General features: G+C 71.8%; 20 protein-coding genes. 8 read left to right on the forward strand and 12 right to left on the reverse strand.

Annotated elements, in window-relative coordinates; all coding sequences use genetic code 11:
- Nucleotides 1-5: 5 nt before the first annotated feature.
- Complete coding sequence (gene phnD / locus ACVFYP_RS02365; protein ID WP_499198517.1) at nucleotides 6-1,001, reverse strand: phosphate/phosphite/phosphonate ABC transporter substrate-binding protein; 996 nt, start codon at nucleotides 999-1,001, stop codon at nucleotides 6-8.
- A gap of 196 nt (nucleotides 1,002-1,197) precedes the next feature.
- Between phnD and ACVFYP_RS02370 the strand changes: the two genes are divergently transcribed.
- The 5 genes from ACVFYP_RS02370 (at nucleotide 1,198) to ACVFYP_RS02390 (ending at nucleotide 4,434) form a co-directional block, all read left to right on the forward strand.
- The gene (locus ACVFYP_RS02370; RefSeq protein ID WP_499198518.1) at nucleotides 1,198-2,283 is read left to right on the forward strand and encodes an AI-2E family transporter; all 1,086 of its coding nucleotides are present in this window, start codon (nucleotides 1,198-1,200) and stop codon (nucleotides 2,281-2,283) included.
- A gap of 106 nt (nucleotides 2,284-2,389) precedes the next feature.
- Nucleotides 2,390-2,845, forward strand: a complete 456-nt coding sequence (locus ACVFYP_RS02375) for a hypothetical protein (RefSeq protein WP_499198519.1) — start codon at nucleotides 2,390-2,392, stop codon at nucleotides 2,843-2,845.
- A 35-nt stretch (nucleotides 2,846-2,880) separates the two neighbouring features.
- Nucleotides 2,881-3,069, forward strand: a complete 189-nt coding sequence (locus tag ACVFYP_RS02380) for a CsbD family protein (RefSeq protein WP_499198520.1) — start codon at nucleotides 2,881-2,883, stop codon at nucleotides 3,067-3,069.
- A gap of 149 nt (nucleotides 3,070-3,218) precedes the next feature.
- Nucleotides 3,219-4,109 (forward strand): PRC-barrel domain-containing protein, encoded by an 891-nt coding sequence (locus ACVFYP_RS02385; RefSeq protein WP_499198521.1) that lies wholly within the window; start codon nucleotides 3,219-3,221, stop codon nucleotides 4,107-4,109.
- 22 nt (nucleotides 4,110-4,131) lie between these two features.
- The gene (locus ACVFYP_RS02390; RefSeq protein ID WP_499198522.1) at nucleotides 4,132-4,434 is read left to right on the forward strand and encodes a hypothetical protein; all 303 of its coding nucleotides are present in this window, start codon (nucleotides 4,132-4,134) and stop codon (nucleotides 4,432-4,434) included.
- Nucleotides 4,435-4,440: 6 nt separating this feature from the next.
- On the opposite strand, the gene ACVFYP_RS02395 is transcribed toward ACVFYP_RS02390, so the two are convergent.
- A complete protein-coding gene (locus ACVFYP_RS02395; protein ID WP_499198523.1) occupies nucleotides 4,441-5,670 on the reverse strand; it encodes a DUF1501 domain-containing protein in 1,230 nt (409 codons plus the stop codon).
- Nucleotides 5,667-6,974 carry a DUF1800 domain-containing protein gene (locus ACVFYP_RS02400; RefSeq protein ID WP_499198524.1) on the reverse strand — a complete coding sequence of 436 codons (1,308 nt, stop codon included), beginning with the start codon at nucleotides 6,972-6,974 and terminating at the stop codon, nucleotides 5,667-5,669. The genes ACVFYP_RS02395 and ACVFYP_RS02400 overlap by 4 nt, the downstream gene beginning before the upstream one ends.
- Nucleotides 6,975-7,104: 130 nt before the next feature.
- On the opposite strand from ACVFYP_RS02400, the gene ACVFYP_RS02405 reads away from it, so the two are divergent.
- Complete coding sequence (locus ACVFYP_RS02405) at nucleotides 7,105-7,713, forward strand: HupE/UreJ family protein (RefSeq protein ID WP_499198525.1); 609 nt, start codon at nucleotides 7,105-7,107, stop codon at nucleotides 7,711-7,713.
- Nucleotide 7,714: 1 nt separating this feature from the next.
- Here ACVFYP_RS02405 and ACVFYP_RS02410 read toward each other — a convergent pair whose 3' ends face one another.
- From ACVFYP_RS02410 to ACVFYP_RS02430, 5 genes are all read right to left on the reverse strand, one after another.
- A complete protein-coding gene (locus ACVFYP_RS02410) occupies nucleotides 7,715-7,984 on the reverse strand; it encodes a MoaD/ThiS family protein (protein ID WP_499198526.1) in 270 nt (89 codons plus the stop codon).
- Nucleotides 7,977-9,059: a WD40/YVTN/BNR-like repeat-containing protein gene (locus ACVFYP_RS02415; RefSeq protein WP_499198527.1), complete on the reverse strand. Its 1,083-nt coding sequence runs from the start codon at nucleotides 9,057-9,059 to the stop codon at nucleotides 7,977-7,979. The genes ACVFYP_RS02410 and ACVFYP_RS02415 overlap by 8 nt, the downstream gene beginning before the upstream one ends.
- 3 nt (nucleotides 9,060-9,062) lie before the next feature.
- Nucleotides 9,063-9,542 (reverse strand): DUF1579 domain-containing protein, encoded by a 480-nt coding sequence (locus ACVFYP_RS02420; RefSeq protein ID WP_499198528.1) that lies wholly within the window; start codon nucleotides 9,540-9,542, stop codon nucleotides 9,063-9,065.
- A 130-nt stretch (nucleotides 9,543-9,672) separates the two neighbouring features.
- Nucleotides 9,673-10,116, reverse strand: a complete 444-nt coding sequence (locus ACVFYP_RS02425; protein WP_499198529.1) for an SRPBCC family protein — start codon at nucleotides 10,114-10,116, stop codon at nucleotides 9,673-9,675.
- On the reverse strand, nucleotides 10,113-10,445 hold the full coding sequence (locus ACVFYP_RS02430) for an ArsR/SmtB family transcription factor (RefSeq protein WP_499198530.1): 333 nt from the start codon (nucleotides 10,443-10,445) through the stop codon (nucleotides 10,113-10,115). Before ACVFYP_RS02430 ends, ACVFYP_RS02425 begins: the two co-directional genes overlap by 4 nt.
- Nucleotides 10,446-10,574: 129 nt before the next feature.
- On the opposite strand from ACVFYP_RS02430, the gene ACVFYP_RS02435 reads away from it, so the two are divergent.
- Nucleotides 10,575-11,381, forward strand: a complete 807-nt coding sequence (locus ACVFYP_RS02435; protein ID WP_499198531.1) for an HpcH/HpaI aldolase family protein — start codon at nucleotides 10,575-10,577, stop codon at nucleotides 11,379-11,381.
- Between the two features lie 4 nt (nucleotides 11,382-11,385).
- Here ACVFYP_RS02435 and ACVFYP_RS02440 read toward each other — a convergent pair whose 3' ends face one another.
- The 4 genes from ACVFYP_RS02440 to ACVFYP_RS02455 are packed head-to-tail and all read right to left on the reverse strand — an operon-like array spanning nucleotide 11,386 to nucleotide 14,196.
- Complete coding sequence (locus ACVFYP_RS02440; protein ID WP_499198532.1) at nucleotides 11,386-12,621, reverse strand: energy transducer TonB; 1,236 nt, start codon at nucleotides 12,619-12,621, stop codon at nucleotides 11,386-11,388.
- A gap of 5 nt (nucleotides 12,622-12,626) precedes the next feature.
- Nucleotides 12,627-13,046, reverse strand: coding sequence for a biopolymer transporter ExbD (locus ACVFYP_RS02445; protein ID WP_499198533.1), 420 nt, complete (start codon nucleotides 13,044-13,046; stop codon nucleotides 12,627-12,629).
- Entirely contained in the window at nucleotides 13,046-13,705 is a 660-nt protein-coding gene (locus ACVFYP_RS02450; RefSeq protein WP_499198534.1) for a MotA/TolQ/ExbB proton channel family protein, read from the reverse strand. The genes ACVFYP_RS02445 and ACVFYP_RS02450 overlap by 1 nt, the downstream gene beginning before the upstream one ends.
- An 11-nt stretch (nucleotides 13,706-13,716) precedes the next feature.
- On the reverse strand, nucleotides 13,717-14,196 hold the full coding sequence (locus ACVFYP_RS02455) for a Tat pathway signal protein (protein WP_499198535.1): 480 nt from the start codon (nucleotides 14,194-14,196) through the stop codon (nucleotides 13,717-13,719).
- Between the two features lie 108 nt (nucleotides 14,197-14,304).
- Between ACVFYP_RS02455 and ACVFYP_RS02460 the strand changes: the two genes are divergently transcribed.
- Complete coding sequence (locus tag ACVFYP_RS02460) at nucleotides 14,305-14,754, forward strand: hypothetical protein (RefSeq protein WP_499198536.1); 450 nt, start codon at nucleotides 14,305-14,307, stop codon at nucleotides 14,752-14,754.
- The last annotated feature ends 15 nt before the right edge of the window (nucleotides 14,755-14,769 follow it).

Genomic DNA, 14,769 nt, shown 5'->3' on the forward strand with positions numbered 1-14,769 from the left:
CGGATTCAGCGGCAGGCGTAGGAGACGTCCATCGCCGCGTCGATCTGGCGGATCACTTCCCAATGCCGCTGGTAGGTGATCGGCATGAACTTCTCCTGCGGCGGCTCACTCTTCTGGAACTCGGCCAGCAGGGCGGTGCCTTCCCAGTTGAAGTTGAAGAACGCGCCGCGGATGCGCTGCGCCAGCGCGGGGTTCAGGTTATGGGCGTGGCCGTAGCCGGTCGTCGGGAAGGACTGGCTGCGGTAGATCGTGCGGATCTGGTCCGGTCGCACGACATTGCGCGCCACCATGCGGGTCAGCACGGAATTGGCGATGGCGCCGGCATCGTAGTCGCGATTGGCGACGCCGAGGATGGAATTGTCATGCCGGCCGGAGAAGGCCGCGGTGAAGTCCGTGCCAGCGCGCATGTTGAACTGGCTGGCCAGCAGGGCCGACGGCGCCTTGAAGCCGGAATTCGACGTCTCGGAGGTGAAGGCGATGGTGCGGCCACGCAGATCCTCGATCCGCTGCGCGGTGGAGGATGCGGGGACGATGATTTCCATCTCATAGCCGAAGGCGTCGTTGCGGCTCGCCATCATGGCGAAGGGCACGAAGCCGGCGCAGTTCACGGCCAGCGGGTTGGAGCCGGTGTTGAAGCCCGCGATATGCAGGCGGCCGGCGCGCATCGCCTCGATCTGCGCGGCATTGGACTGCACCGCGAAGAACTGCACGCGCTTGCCGGTCTCGCGCGCCAGGTGGTCCATGAAGGGCTGCCAGACCGCGCGGTATACGGCGGGGTCCTCGACCGGGGTATAGGCGAAGATCAGGGTCGAGGGATCGGTCAGCTCCCGCGCATTGGTCGGCACGTCGGCCACCAGGTCGCCATCGCGGTCGCAGTAGCGCGCATCCAACGTGCCGCGCGGGCAGTCCTGGGCGGCGGCGGGGCTGGGCTGGGCGACGAGCAGGCCGAGGGCGAGCGCCGGCGCGGTCAGCGCAGCGGTGGTGAAAAGGCGGCGCAGCATGGCAGTCACTCCCAAAAGGAACGGGCTGCTGCCTTCTATGGGCCAGTCCCGGGCATTTCTATTTCAGAATTGTGAAGATTGCCGTCCTGTAAGCTGGGCCGCAAGCACCAATGCGGCCGCGCGCGTCATTCCTCCGTCGCCATGCAACCCTTCCGTTCCGCCATCGCTTGGGAGGCGAAGCGATGGAGTGAATGGGATGTCGGCGGAACAGGGCCTGGGGGGAACGGGCGGCGGAACGCAAGCGGAGGTGGCCTTCCTGCGCCGCGTGCTGATCGTGGCGGCCGTGGTGGTGATGGCCTTGCTGATCTGGCAGGTGCGCGACGCGCTGCTGCTGACCTTTGCCGGCATCGTGCTGGCCGCGCTGCTGCTGGCGGCGGCGGAGCCGGCGGAGCGCCATCTGGGCCTGTCGCGCAGCCTATCACTGGGATTGGTCGGGCTGCTGATCCTCGCCTTCCTGGCACTGGCCGGCGTGCTGGTGGGCCAGGAGATGGCGGCGCAGATCACCCAGCTCTGGCAAAGGCTGCCGGCGGCGTTGCAGGCCGCGCAGGACCGCGCCACCGCCTTGATGCCGGCCCTGGACCAGGCGACGCAGCAGGGTGGCTCGGGGGGGGCCATTGATGGGTCCACGCTCGGCACGCTGGCCGGGCATGCGGCCACTGCCGGCGGCTTCCTGGTGAATGCGGCCTCCGCCCTGGTGCTTTTGGTGGTCGGCGGCTTCTTCCTGGCGGCGAGCCCGGGCATGTATCGCCGCGGCCTGGTGAAGCTGCTGCCCCGGGCACGGCAGGCGAAGGCCGATGCGGCGCTGCTGGCCAGCGGCCGGGCGCTGCGGCTGTGGCTGGGCGCGCAGCTGATCTCCATGGCCATTGTCGGAACCCTGTCCGGCTTGGCGAGCTGGGCGATCGGGCTACCCTCGCCTTTGGCGCTCGGGCTGTTCGCCGGGCTGGTGGGGTTCATTCCGCTGATCGGCTCGGTGGCGGGGGCGGTGCCGCCGCTGCTGCTGGCGATGGCGGCGGGCGGGGATGCGCTGCTGTGGACCGCGGCGGCGTTCCTCGCGATCCAGCAGCTGGAATCCAACATGATCATGCCGCTGGTGGAAAAGCGCATGGTCAGCATGCCGCCCGCCCTGCTGCTGTTCGCCGTGGTCGCGGTGGGTCTGCTGTTCGGCCTGCCGGGCGTGATGCTGGCGGCGCCGATCACCGTCGTCGCCTTCGTCCTGGTGAAGATGCTCTATGTGCGGGAGACGCTGGGCCAGCCCACGGAGGTGCCCGGCGAGGGCGACTGAGCCCGGAAACTCCTTGGCAATGCGGAAAAGTATCGAACGCCCCGGGGTCGCCCGGTGTTCTACCCGCAGCCGACGCAAGACGGCTCCGACCAGGGAGGTGACGGTCATGCGCAAGATAATGAGCGGCATCGGTCTGGCCGCGACCCTGCTGATGGGCGCGCCCGCCTGGGCGCAGACTGCCCCGGCTCCGTCGACCGAGGCGAGCCGGATGGACGAACCGCTGATCGCCACCTTGCTCGGCGCGCGCGGCTATACGGAGATCGCCGATGTGACGCAGGAGGGTGAAATCCTCCGCATCGGCGCGGCACGCCGCTTCGGCGAACGGGTCGAGAATCTGCGCGTCGTGGCGCGCACCGGAGAGGTGCCTGATGAGGCGCCTTTGACCCCCGGCCAGGTTCGCCACCTGCTTGAGGAGCGCGGCTATTCGGATGTCAGCGGCATCACGCGGGAGGGTGATCGCATGATCGTCCTGGCGCGGCAGAACGAGCATCAGTGGCGCCTGCAACTCGATGCCCAGCGCGGCACCGTGCTGCAACAGCAGGCGCATGACGGCTCCCCCTGATCGACTGGCGACAACGCAACACAGGAGATGACGACATGCCCGACAAGGATCGCATTGAAGGTATCGGCAAGCAGGCCAAGGGCGCCGTGAAGGACGCCGCCGGCAAGGTGACCGGCGACCAGTCCCTGCAAGCCGAGGGCAAGGCCGACAAGGCCGAGGGCAAGGTCCAGAATGCCGTCGGCGGCGCCAAGGACAAGGCGCGGGACACGCTCGACCGCAGCTGATTCCGGCGCAGGCCAGCCGCATCAGGCGGTTGGCATGACGCCTTGGGGCATCAGGCCCCCGGTGCCCGCAAAGGCGGGCACTCAACAGAAGGCGTGCCAGCGAATCCTCCTGCTGAAGGGGGGCAGGCTCGCCTATCGGAAAGAGGAACATGACCATGCAGACCAACCGGACGAACCGCCCGAACCTGCTGGCCACCACCGCCACCATCGCCGCCTTGGCCCTGCTGTTCGCCGGTGGCGCCCAGGGGCAGACCACGCCAGCCAACCCCATGGCGCAGCCGGGCCAGGCGGGCCAGCCCCAGGCTGGACAGCCGCGTGAAGCCCGGCCGCAGGCCGAATCCAGCAACATGCAGCAGGCGGCGCAGGAATTGCGCGTGGCCCGCCAGCAGATCGGCGATGCCTCTGAAGACGTGTCGCCCCAGGCATTGGAGCGTGCGCGCCAGGCCGTCGATCGGCTCAGCCGCGCGCAAACGGGTGCCAGCACCTCCCACCAGGGCCTTCAGCAGCAGGTGACCCAGGCGCGCCAGACCCTCCAGAACGATGAGGTGTCGGCCCCACAGGCGCGCCGTGCCATCGACCAGCTTCTGGCCGCCCTGCCGGCCACTGCCCAGAGGCACAGCCGTGACAGCAACACCGGCGCCAGCGCCGCGCCGGCCCCGGCGCAGTCGGGCGGCGGTCAGCCGCAGGTCGCGGCGGCTCGCAGCCCTGGCGCGGGGGTTGAGATGAGCCGCGTCTCCAACGTCGTCGGCACCAACGTCATTGGCAGCGAGGGCCGCGACGTGGGTGAGATTGAGAACCTGCTGATCGACGGCAACGGCCAGGTACGCGCGGCCGTGATCGAATGGGGCGGCTTCTTCGGCATTGGCGCGCGCCGCGCCGTGGTGCCGATGGAACAGCTGACGCTGGGCGGCGAGGACGACCGCGTCCGCATGAGCCTGACGCGCGAGGAGCTGGAGCGGCTGCCGCGCTACGACGCGGATCGCCTCGCGGAGTATGGCCGCATGGGCGGTTGGGGCGATGGCACGCGCACCCTGCGATAGACCGCGATAAGGAGGAGACGAGATGAGGATCGCATCCCTGCTGCCCGCATTGGCGGTCGCCCTGTCCCTGGGCGTCGCCGCCTGTGACGACAGCGACAGCGCCTCGGCACCGACCGAGACCCGCACCGGCCAGTCGGGTGGCACGGCGCCCACCGATTCGGGCGCTACGGGCGTGACCAACAGCGCCGGGCGCGGGGTGACCGGGGCCAGCGGCACCGCCCCGATCGGCGGCACCGCGCCGGCCCTGGCACCGGCCGGCGAGACCCCGACCGGCAGCGATGCCATGCCACAGCCCAATGCGGGTGGCGGCGCCGCCCAGCGCTGATCCGCATCAGGCCCGCAACAGCCCCGCTTCCGCAGCGATCTCGTCGCTGTTCGGGAAGGCGGCGTCCACCGCGCTCTGCGGCAGGCGCAGATGTTCCCGCAGCAGGGCCTTGGCCAGGGCGCGCAGGTCGCGGGTGGGTTGCAGGTCGCGGTTCTCGAACAGCGAATCCCGCTTCAGCCCTGGCCAGTTCGTCAGCACCCGCCCGCCGCGCACCGCGCCACCGGCCAGGAAGGCCGCGCCACCGGTGCCGTGATCGGTGCCGAGATTGCCATTGGCCCGTGCTGTGCGGCCGAATTCGGTAATGGCCAGCACCGCCGTCTTCGACCACGCCTCGCCCAGTTGGCCGCGCAACGCGGCGATGCCGCGATCGAGCTGGATGAGCACCGGCTCCATCCGCCCCGCCTGACCGGCATGGGTATCCCAGCCACCCAGTTCCAGCGCCGCCACGCGCGGCCCATCCGCCTGAGCCAGCATCCGCCCGGCGGCGGAGGCGAGCCGCATGAAGCCGCCCTGATTGGCCAGCGGTGAGCCCGCGGCCAGCGCCCCGGCGGCATAGCCGCGGCCGCGCATGCCCTCCGTCACCGCCGGGCCGATGGTCTCATCCGCATGCAGCAATTCGGCCATGCGGGCATAGAGATCGGGCTCTGGCCGGGTGGCGCGCGGCGGTGCCCACATGCCGACCGGGGCGTCGCCGCGCATCAGCAGCGGCAGGTCCAGGCCGAGTGCCAGGCCGGTGCGGGCCGGCTGGCCGGCGGCTTCCGGCATATGGGTCAGCGCCCGGTTCAGCCAGCCGGATTCCAGCCGCTGCAACCCGCCGCCTTCCATCAGGTCCTGACCATCGAAATGGCTGCGGGTGCGATAGGGGCCGGCGATGGCGTGCACCGGCAGCAACTGCCCCTCGCCATAGAGCCCATGCAGGGCGGTGAGTTTGGGATGCAGGCCGAACATGCCACCGAGGTCCAGCGCACCGCCTTCCTGCCCCGGCTCCGGCATCGCCAGGGCACCGCGCAGCGCGGCGTAATCCGGGTCGCCATAGGGCACCACGGCGTGCAGCCCATCCATGGCGCCGCGCAGCAGGATGACGACCAGGCGCCGGTCCGCAACGTGGCCGGGGCCCGGCGCATCGGCCACGGCCAGCCGCGCCTGGCCGGCGGCGGCCAGCGCCGTCAGCCCCAGCAGGAAGCCTCGGCGGCCCAGGCTTGGCAGATGGGGGCGGGGGAGGTGGGTCCGGGTCATCGGCGTTGCATCTCCGGGCTGGCGAAGACGAGGGTGATGGCGTCCCGCGTGCTGCCGGCGCGGCTGACGGCGCTGCGCGTTTCCTCCCGCGCCAGCGGGCCGAGCGCCACCTCCAGCACCTGGCGCGGGTCGCGCCTGGCGAAGCGGCCGGCGGTTTCATAGGCGAGGTCGAGCCGCTGCATCATCGGCTCCGGCGCCGCCCAGCCGGCGGCCGTATCCGGCCAGCCATTCGGCTGCGGCGCGTTCCACAAGGGCTGGCCGAGCGCGCTCAGCGCGCCCAGTACCGGGCCGGGATCGGTCCCGCCCGCCGCGCGGTGCAGGGCCACCATGTAGTCCAGCGGCGCCCGCAGCTTGCTCAGCGGCGGGCCCCAGGCCTCCGGCAGCCGGACCAGGGCGCGGGAGGCCTCGGCGAGGTCGCCCTGCGTGTCCCGCAGCACGCCCTCGATCCTCGCCACCGCCGCGGGCGGCGGCGTATCCGCCACGAAGTGCCGTACCAGCCGCTGGGCGAGGAAGCGGTAGGTGGCCGGATGCGTGCCGAGGTCACGCAGCGCGGCCTCATAGGCGTCCGGCCCCTCGGGATAGCGCTTGCCGAGCAGGGTCTTCTCGCCGGGCTCGTGATTGCCGGGGCGAAAGACGGTGTCATAGGGCGCGCGCAGACGCTCCACGCCCCAGCCGGTCATGATCCGGGCGAATTCGGTGACATCGGCCTGGGTGTAGCCACTGGCCGGCGCCACGCTGTGCAGTTCCAGGATTTCGCGCGCCAGGTTCTCGTTCAGGCCCCGGCCGCTGCGCTTGCCGTAATTGCTGTTCGGCCCGACCGAGGCGGTCTGGTCGAGGTAGTAGAGCATGGCCGGCGACTTGGAGACGGCGACCAGCATGTCCACGAATCGGCCGGTGACATGCGGGCGCAAGGCGTCCCGCAGATACAGCGGAAAGCCCGTGGTCACGCCGAAGCCGCCGCGTTCGGCGACGGTGAAGTGGTTCAGCCAGAAATTGGTCAGGCGGTCATGGAAGGGGGCGTCGCTGGTCAGCAGGTGGCGGACCCAGGCCTGCTGCTCGGCGCGGAACAGCGCCGTCACCGGGCTCATCTGCCCCGGCGGCGGGGGGCTCGCATCATGGGCGACCCAGGCGCGATAGCCCTCCTCCAGCGCCGCCGGCGTGTCGCGGCCGGGCGGGGGGGCGAGCGGGACAGCGGGGCCGCGGGTCTGTGCATCAAGCCAGGCCACGGGGTCATCCGGCAGGGGGAATTCGGGACGCGGGCCGGTGCCGAAGCGGACCGCCGCGATCTGTTTGCGTGTGTCCATGGTCCGATGAGACGCCCGAATTGTGGCCAAAGCGGGCCGATGCGCGGGTCGCGACCATGACGTAGGCGTGAGGGTTCCCGTCGCGGTCCACTTGCCGCATCCTGCGATAGACACATTCAGGAGCCGTCACATGAGCCTCGCTTTTCGCCGCCTAACCGCCACCACGGCGATGGCGCTGCTCGCCGGCCCCGCTTTGGCGCATCACCCGATGGGTGGCGCGACGCCCTCGACGTTCTGGGAGGGTTTCGCCTCCGGCATCGGCCATCCGGTGATCGGACCAGACCATCTGGCTTTCCTGTTGGCGGTCGGGCTGGTGGCCGGGCTGGCGGGCTGGGGGCTGGCGCGGCCGCTGCTGTTCGTCCTCGCCTCCCTGGCCGGGGTGGCCACGGGCTGGATGGGATTGGCGCTGCCGGCGGCCGAATGGATCGTGGCGGCCAGCGTGCTGGCGGTGGGCGCGCTGCTGCTGACGCGGGCCAGCCTGCCGGCGGGCGGCTGGATGGCGCTGCTGGCGGTGGCCGGGCTGGCGCATGGCCAAGCCTATGCGGAGGCGGTGATCGGCGCGGAGGCCTCGCCCGTCTTCGCCTATCTGCTGGGCCTCGGCCTGGTGCAGGGCGCGCTGGTGGCGGGCGTGGCGCTGCTGGCCCGGCGCGTGCCGGCGCTGACCACGGGGGCGGTGCCGCGGGTGGCCGGCGCGCTGGTATTGCTGGTCGGCGTCTTCGCCGTGACGGCGCAGTTCTGAGTCAGCCGCCGCTGATCGCCGTCATCACCAGCACCTCCGCCCCCGGGCGCAGTGGCGTGGCGAGGCCTGCCACCTCGCCATCGACGAAGATGCGCAGATGGCGGCGGATCGCGGGCGTGGAATCGCAGATCCGGTCGCGCATGCCGGGCCAGCGCTGATCCAGCGCCAGCACCGCCTGCGCGACGCAGGCGGCCTCCACCTCCAGCCGCCTCGGCGCGCCGGGGAACAGCCGCGCCAGGGAGGCCGGCAGTTCGACCCGCACCTCAGCCATCCAGCACCAGCGTCTCGACCGAGCTGATGGTCGGCAGGTGGCGGGCGATGCACTGAAAGCTCTCGCCCTCATCGGCACTGGCATAAAGCTCGCCGCCGCTGGTGCCGAAATAGACGCCGGCGCGGTCCAGGCTGTCCGTCGCCATGGCCTGGCGCAGCACGCCGAAGAAGGCGTTCTGCTGTGGCAGGCCCTGCCGCAGCGCCTGCCAGGTGTCGCCACCATCCCGCGTGCGCCAGACAGCGGCCTGCGCATCGGGCACGTAGCGCCCGGCCTGGTCGCCGTTCAGTGGCAGCAGGTACAGCGTGCCGGGATCGCGCGGATGCGCCGCGGCGGGAAAACCGAAGGTGGAGGGCAGGCCGGCCTCGATGCTGGTCCAGCTGCGTCCGCCATCCTCGCTGCGGTACATGCCGCAATGGTTCTGCTGGTACAGCAGGTCCGGCTGGCCCGGCGCCATCACCAGGCAATGCACGCATTGGCCGTGTTCGGGGTAGCGCTGATCCTCCGGCGCATAATCCGCGCGCGTGCCGCGGTTGCGGGGCGCCCAGCTCGCCCCGCCATCCGCCGTGTGGAAAATGCCGCCGGCGGAGATCGCCACCCAGAGCTGATCAGGATCGGTGGGGTGCGGCAGCAGCCCATGCAGGATCAGCCCGCCACCACCCGGCTGCCATTCGGCGCGGGAGGGATGGTCGCGCAAGCCGCGCAGCTGTTCAAAGCTCTGGCCGCCATCGGTGCTGCGGAACAGCCCGGCCGGCTCCACCCCCGCATGCAGCACGCCATGCGCCATGGCGAGGCTCCAGACCGATTTGATCGGCGTCTCGCCGGCGTCATAGGCGAGGCCCGCGCTGGAATGCGTCCAGCTTGCGCCGAGATCGTCGGAGGCCCAGACCGCCGGCCCGAACCATTCATTGCCACCGCCGGCGAAGATGCGGCCGGTGGCGGGGTCCGCGATCACATGGTTGATCGGCCAGGTGTCACAGAAGGGGCCGCGCAGCGTCCAATCCTGGCGCGCCGCGTCGGAGTCCAGCAGGAAGGCACCCTTCTTGGTGCCGACCAGCAGCAGGATGCGCTTCGCCATGGCTCAGCCCACCCGCCGGTAGCGCGCGGTCATCACATGATGCCACTGCCCGTCGGCGCCCTGCATGCGAGAGGAAAGGGTGCGATTGTCCGGCCCCTGCATCTCAACACTGTCCTGGTACAGCGCGACGCGGCCGGGCGTGCCGTGGTCCGGGCCGTGGCTGTCCAGCACCAGAACCTGGCCCTCCAGCGCCCCGTCATAGAGCCACATCATCGTCATCATCGAGCCGATGAAGCTGCCGGTGAAGCGGCCCTTGGCCACGTCGTAGCCGAGGGTGATGATGGTGTGGCCGGTGCCGCCGCCGGGCATCTCGCTTTCACCTTCGCCGATCACCCAGAACTCGCCGAGGGTGCGAACCTTCTCCCGCCCGCGCATGGTGAGGGGTGCCTGGCCGGGGGCCATGACGCATTCGGCCTCGCTGCTCCATTCGCCGACCAGGCGTTGCAGCCAGCGGTGCTGGTCGGTGGGCTTGTCGTCCATCATGGATTTTTGTTTCCTCTCTTTGCATACCCTCAGACGCCGGGCGCGCGCTTGGCTTCGCGGCATAAGCTGCCGCGGCCGTTCGGCCGCTCAGCCGGCCAAAAGGGCCGGTCGCAGGTTGGAAAGTCGGCAGTCAGGCAACAGTGTCGTCAAAAATCGCCAGCAGCCGCTCCATGGATTCGGTCCAGCCGCGACGGTGGCGCGTGGCGGTGTCGGAATCGGCGAAGCGGTCATGGGTCAGGGTGATCTCCGTGCCATCCTCCAGCGGGCGGAAGCGCACGGTCACACGGCTTTCGCGTTCCGGTGTGCTGGCCCAGGCCCAGGTGAAGGCGATCTCGCGCTCCGGCTCGATCGCCAGGTAGCGGCCACCGATCTCGTGGCGCTCGCCATTGTCCTCGCGCAGGCGGATGCGGAAGCGGCCATCGACGCGCGGGTCGATCTCGGCCGATTCCACGCTGGTGTGATGCGGGCCGAACCAGAGGGCCAGCATCTCCGCCTCGGTCCAGGCGGCGAAGACGCGGGCTGGCGGCGCCTTGATGCGGCGGACCAGCGTCAGGCTGGGGACGGTGACGTTCATGCCTTGCCCTCCAGCGCCGCGGCCAGCCGGTCGAGGCTTTCGGTCCAGAAGCGCTGGTAGCGGGCGAGCCATCCCATCGCATCCTCCATCGGGCCCGCGGTCAGCCGGCAGCCGACACGGCGGCCGACCTTCTGGCGGGCGATCAGCCCGGCCTTCTCCAGCACATCCAAGTGCTTCATCACCGCCGGCAGCGACATGGCCAGCGGGGCGGCCAGTTCACTGACCGACAGCTCCTCCTCCACATCCAGCCGCTCGATCAGGGCGCGGCGGGTCGGGTCGGAGAGGGCGGCGAAGACCCGGTCGAGGTCGGGCGGCGGGGCGCTGTGCATTATACGGTTAACCATAAGGTTTATGGTTACCGATGCCGGCCCGCCCTGGCAAGCCTTTTGCGATCACGCTGACGGGATGGATTTTTGGGCCGCGCCATGCGGGACTGGCCGGCAAAGAGGGAGGGGGCCATGACACCCATACAGAATCCGGTGCGCCGCAAATTGCTGGCGGGCGAGGCCGCCTTCGGCGTCATGGCCTTCGAGTTCTTCACCCCCGGCCTGGCCCCGACCCTGGCCGTCGCCGGCGCCGAATTCGTGCTGCTGGACATGGAGCATTCCGGCCTGGGGATCGAGGGGGTGAAGGCCCAATGCGCCTATGCGCGCGCCGCCGGCATAGTGCCCATGGTCCGCCTGCCGGCACCTCAGCCCGCTTTGGCGCCGCCGCTGCTGGATGCCGGAGCGCTCGGCATCATGATGCCGCTGGTGGAAAGCGCGGCGCAGGCGCGCGACCTGGTCGCCGCCTGCCGCTACCGGCCCGAGGGGCGGCGCGGCCTGGCCTTCTCGCTCGCGCATGACGGCTATGGCGGCGGCGACCCGGCGGTGAAAATGGCCGCGGCGAATGAGGCGGTGCTGACCATCGCGCTGGTCGAAAGCGCGGCCGGCGTGGCGCAGGCGGCGGAGATCGCCGCGGTGCCAGGGCTCGACATGCTCTGGCTCGGCCATTTCGACCTGTCGGACAGCCTCGGCATTCCGGGCGCCTTCGCCGATCCGCGTTATCGCGATCAGGCCGCGGCGCTGTGCCTGGCAGCCCAGGCGGCGGGCAAGCCCTTGGGATGGGTGGCCGGCGATGGCGCGCAGGCCGCCACCGCGCTGGCCGCCGGCTTTCGCTGCATCTGCATCGGGCATGAGGTGGTGGTGCTGCGCGAGGCTCTGGCCAGCGCCTTCGCTATCGCGCGGCAGCCGGGCGCGGGCGCGGAGGCGCCCGGCCTGCCGTAACCCCTCAGCGGATCGAGAATCCGATCGGCGCCAGCACGATGGCCTGCGCATCCGGAAACTCGGCGGGCAGGCGGGGCAGGGGGGAGACGCGGCGCAGCAGCGCCTGCGCTTCCTGGTCCAGCAAGGCCGATCCTGTGCCGCGCACCATCTGAACCGCCTGCACCGAACCATCGCGGGCGATGACGAAGCGCAGCGTCGCCGTGCCCTCGATGCCCTGTTCCCGCGCGCTGGGCGGGTAGCGCAGGTTGCGTTGCAGGATGCGGACCAGCGCGGCGGCATAGGCCGGCGGCAATTGCCGCGCGCCGGAGGCCTCGCCGGGCATCGCCGAAGGCGCGCCCTGGCCACCACCGCCTGCCGCCGGGCCGGCCGCCGTGGCGGGGCCAGCACCGCTGCCGGGACCAGGCTCGGCCGCGCCGGGCCCCGGACCGTTCTGCGCCATGGCGGCGGAGCGGGAGGCGGCGGCGGGCGTCGGCGCGGGACGCGGGGCAGGGCGGGGCGCGGGCCGCGGCGCCGGGCGCGCGACCTGCACCGGCTCCGGCGGCGGGGGCGCCTGCGGCGGCGGCATGGGAACCGCCTCCGCCAATTGTTCGGGCGGCGGCTCGCTGGCCTGCACCGGCGGCGGCGGCGGAGGGGGCGGCAGGGTCGCAAGCTGAGCCGGAGGCTCGGGCGGCGGGGGCTCGGCGGTCTGCACGGGCGGCGGTGGCGGCGGGGCCAGCGTCGCATCCGGCACCGGCGGCAAGGCCTCGGCAGGCGCCAGCGCGGCCAAGGCCGGCGGGGCGGCGGTGGCGGAAGGCGACAGTTCGGCGGCGGCGCGCGGCAAGGCGGGCGGCGGCGCGGCGGTCAGAAGCTCCGCCGGCGGGCGCATCGGGGCCGGCGGCGGCGGCACGGCAGCGGCCACGGGCGGTGGCGGCGGCATCAGCGCCTCCGGCGGCGCGGCGGCGAGCGGGGGGGGCGGTACGGCCTGGCTGTCGGGCGGCGGCGCGGCGGCCAGCGTGTCGGGGGTGGCGGCGGCAGCCTCCAGCGGCGTCGTCTCCGCCGCGGCCAGATCCTCCGGCGGCACGGCCGAGATCGGCCCGCCGCCGCCACCGGCGAGACCACCCGAAAGTCCGACCATCATGCCGCCGCCACCGCCGGCCAGCATCGGCGGCGCGGCAGGGCGCATCATCACCGCGGCCAGGGCGAGATGCAGCGCCAGCGCCACACCCCAGGCGCCGGGATGAATATTGCGGGAGTCACGCATCGCGATCAGGGCGCGGCCTCACCGATCAGGGAGGCGCGGCCGAAGCCGGCGGCGGCCAGAGCGGCGAGCACGCGCATCACCTCGCCATAGGCCTGGCTGCGATCGGCGCGCAGGAACACCGGGCGGTCCGGGGCCGCGGCGGCCATGGGTTGTAGCGTGGCGACCAGCGTCGCCGGATCGGTCTGGGCCTCCTCGATGAAGACGCGGCCCTGGCGGTCCAGCGTCACCACCAGGGGCGTCGAGACCTGACCCATCGGCGCCTGGGCGGCGCGCGGCAGGTCCACCGGCACGCCGGAGATCATCATCGGCGCCGCCACCATGAAGACGATCAGCAGCACCAGCATGACGTCGACGAAGGGGGTGACGTTGATCTCGGACAGCACGCCGTCCTCCTCGCCGTCCCCTTCCTCCAGGTTGAAGGCCATTACTCGGCCGCCAGACGGGTGCGGCTGGCGCCGGCCAGGCCGAGCCGTCGGGCCAGTCGTTCACCCGCGCCACTGGCGGCGCCGCGCGCCTCACCCAGCATGGCCGAAAGGCGGTTGAAGGCGAGCGCCGCCGGAATCGCCGCGACCAGGCCGAGGGCGGTGGCGAACAGCGCCTCCGCGATGCCGGGGGCGACGGCCGTGAGGCTGGTATTGCCGCTGCGCGCGATGGCGGTGAAGGCGTTCATGATGCCCCAGACGGTGCCGAACAGCCCGATGAAGGGCGCGGTGGAGGCGACGCTGGCCAGCAGCGGCAGGCCGGCCTTGGCGCGCGCCGTGCGTTCCGTCACCGCCAGACGGGCGGCGCTGGCGATGTAGTGGCGGCGGTCGGCGGGCGATTCGCCCATCACCTCCCGCGCCGCCTGTTCCGCGGCGACCAGCACCTCCGCCCAGCCATTGTCGCGGGCGGGCGGGGAGCCATCCTCGGCGAAGCGGCGCAGCGCACGGGCATCCCGCGCCAGGCGCCGGAAACGCAGCGCGCGGTCCAGCGCCAGGGCCCAGACGCCGATGGAGGCGACAATCAGCATCAGCATGACCGACCGCACCACCCAGTCGGCGGCGAGGAAGAGGCCCAGCGGCGAAAGATCGTGCGCGGTTTCCATGGCGGTAGTCCTTACAGGCCGAAGCGGATGCCGGCGCGGGAGGAGGGGCGGAGGCGGTCGGCGCAATCCGTCACATCGGCGCCGCCGATGCGGCAGGCCAGAACCTCATTCACCAGCAGGCGGCTGATGCGGTCGCAGGGCAGGCCGGCCAGATCGAACAGCCGCACCGCGGTGCGACCGGCGCCGATCGGGGCGAGCTCCACCGCCGCGCGGCGGGCGATCTGCCCATCCGCGCCGAACACCACCAGATCCAGGCGCAGCGCGGCGATGGCGGCGGCTTCCGGCGCATCGTTCGACAGCATCATCCAGATGCGGCAGCCCTCGGCGGGCGCCGTCACCGGCTCCAGCCGGTTCAGCTCCAGCGGCAGCGCGGGCTGGGCCGCGACCGGCGCGGCCAGCACGCCCAGCAGCAACGTCAGGAGAAGGCCCCAATGCCGGGTGGCGAAAAGTCGGGCGACACGAGGCGGGGCGGACGGCAACGCGATGGCCATTGATCGATCCCTTTATCCGGACCCTCCTTCGCATATATGAGAATGACTCGCAATCACGATAGCCCGTCACCACCCTGCGACGTAGCTGCGCCCCGAGGAGAAGTGGCGATGCCTGATGGAATGCGGACCGAAGGCCTGTACCCGGTGCGGGCGCTGGCGGCGGCCGAATTGCGGGTGCTGGCGGTGCTGCGCGCCTGGATGGCGGCGCATCGCGCGCCGACACGGCGCCATCCGGACTGGCAGGCGATGCTGGCCTGCGCGGGGTTCCGGCCGGCCGGGGCGCTGGGCTTCGGGCTGCTGATGTCGGTGCTGACCCGCGATGCCGACCGGGCGCTGGATGTGCGCGGCTGCGCCGGGGCGGAGTTGGGGCGCGACGAGGCTTTGCTGCTGGATCTGCTGGCGGCCTTGCAGCGGGACGATGCGCTGTCCGCCATCGGTGGCCTGGCGGAATGGCTGTCGCCGCAGCAGCTTCCCACCGCCCTGCGCGGCGCCCGCGCCTTCGCCCGCCAGGCCGCGGCCGCCGGCCTGCATCTGGCCCCCGGATCACGAAGCGGCTAGAACGCCCGGCCGGGT

The organism is Roseomonas sp. F4 (genome assembly GCF_053891155.1).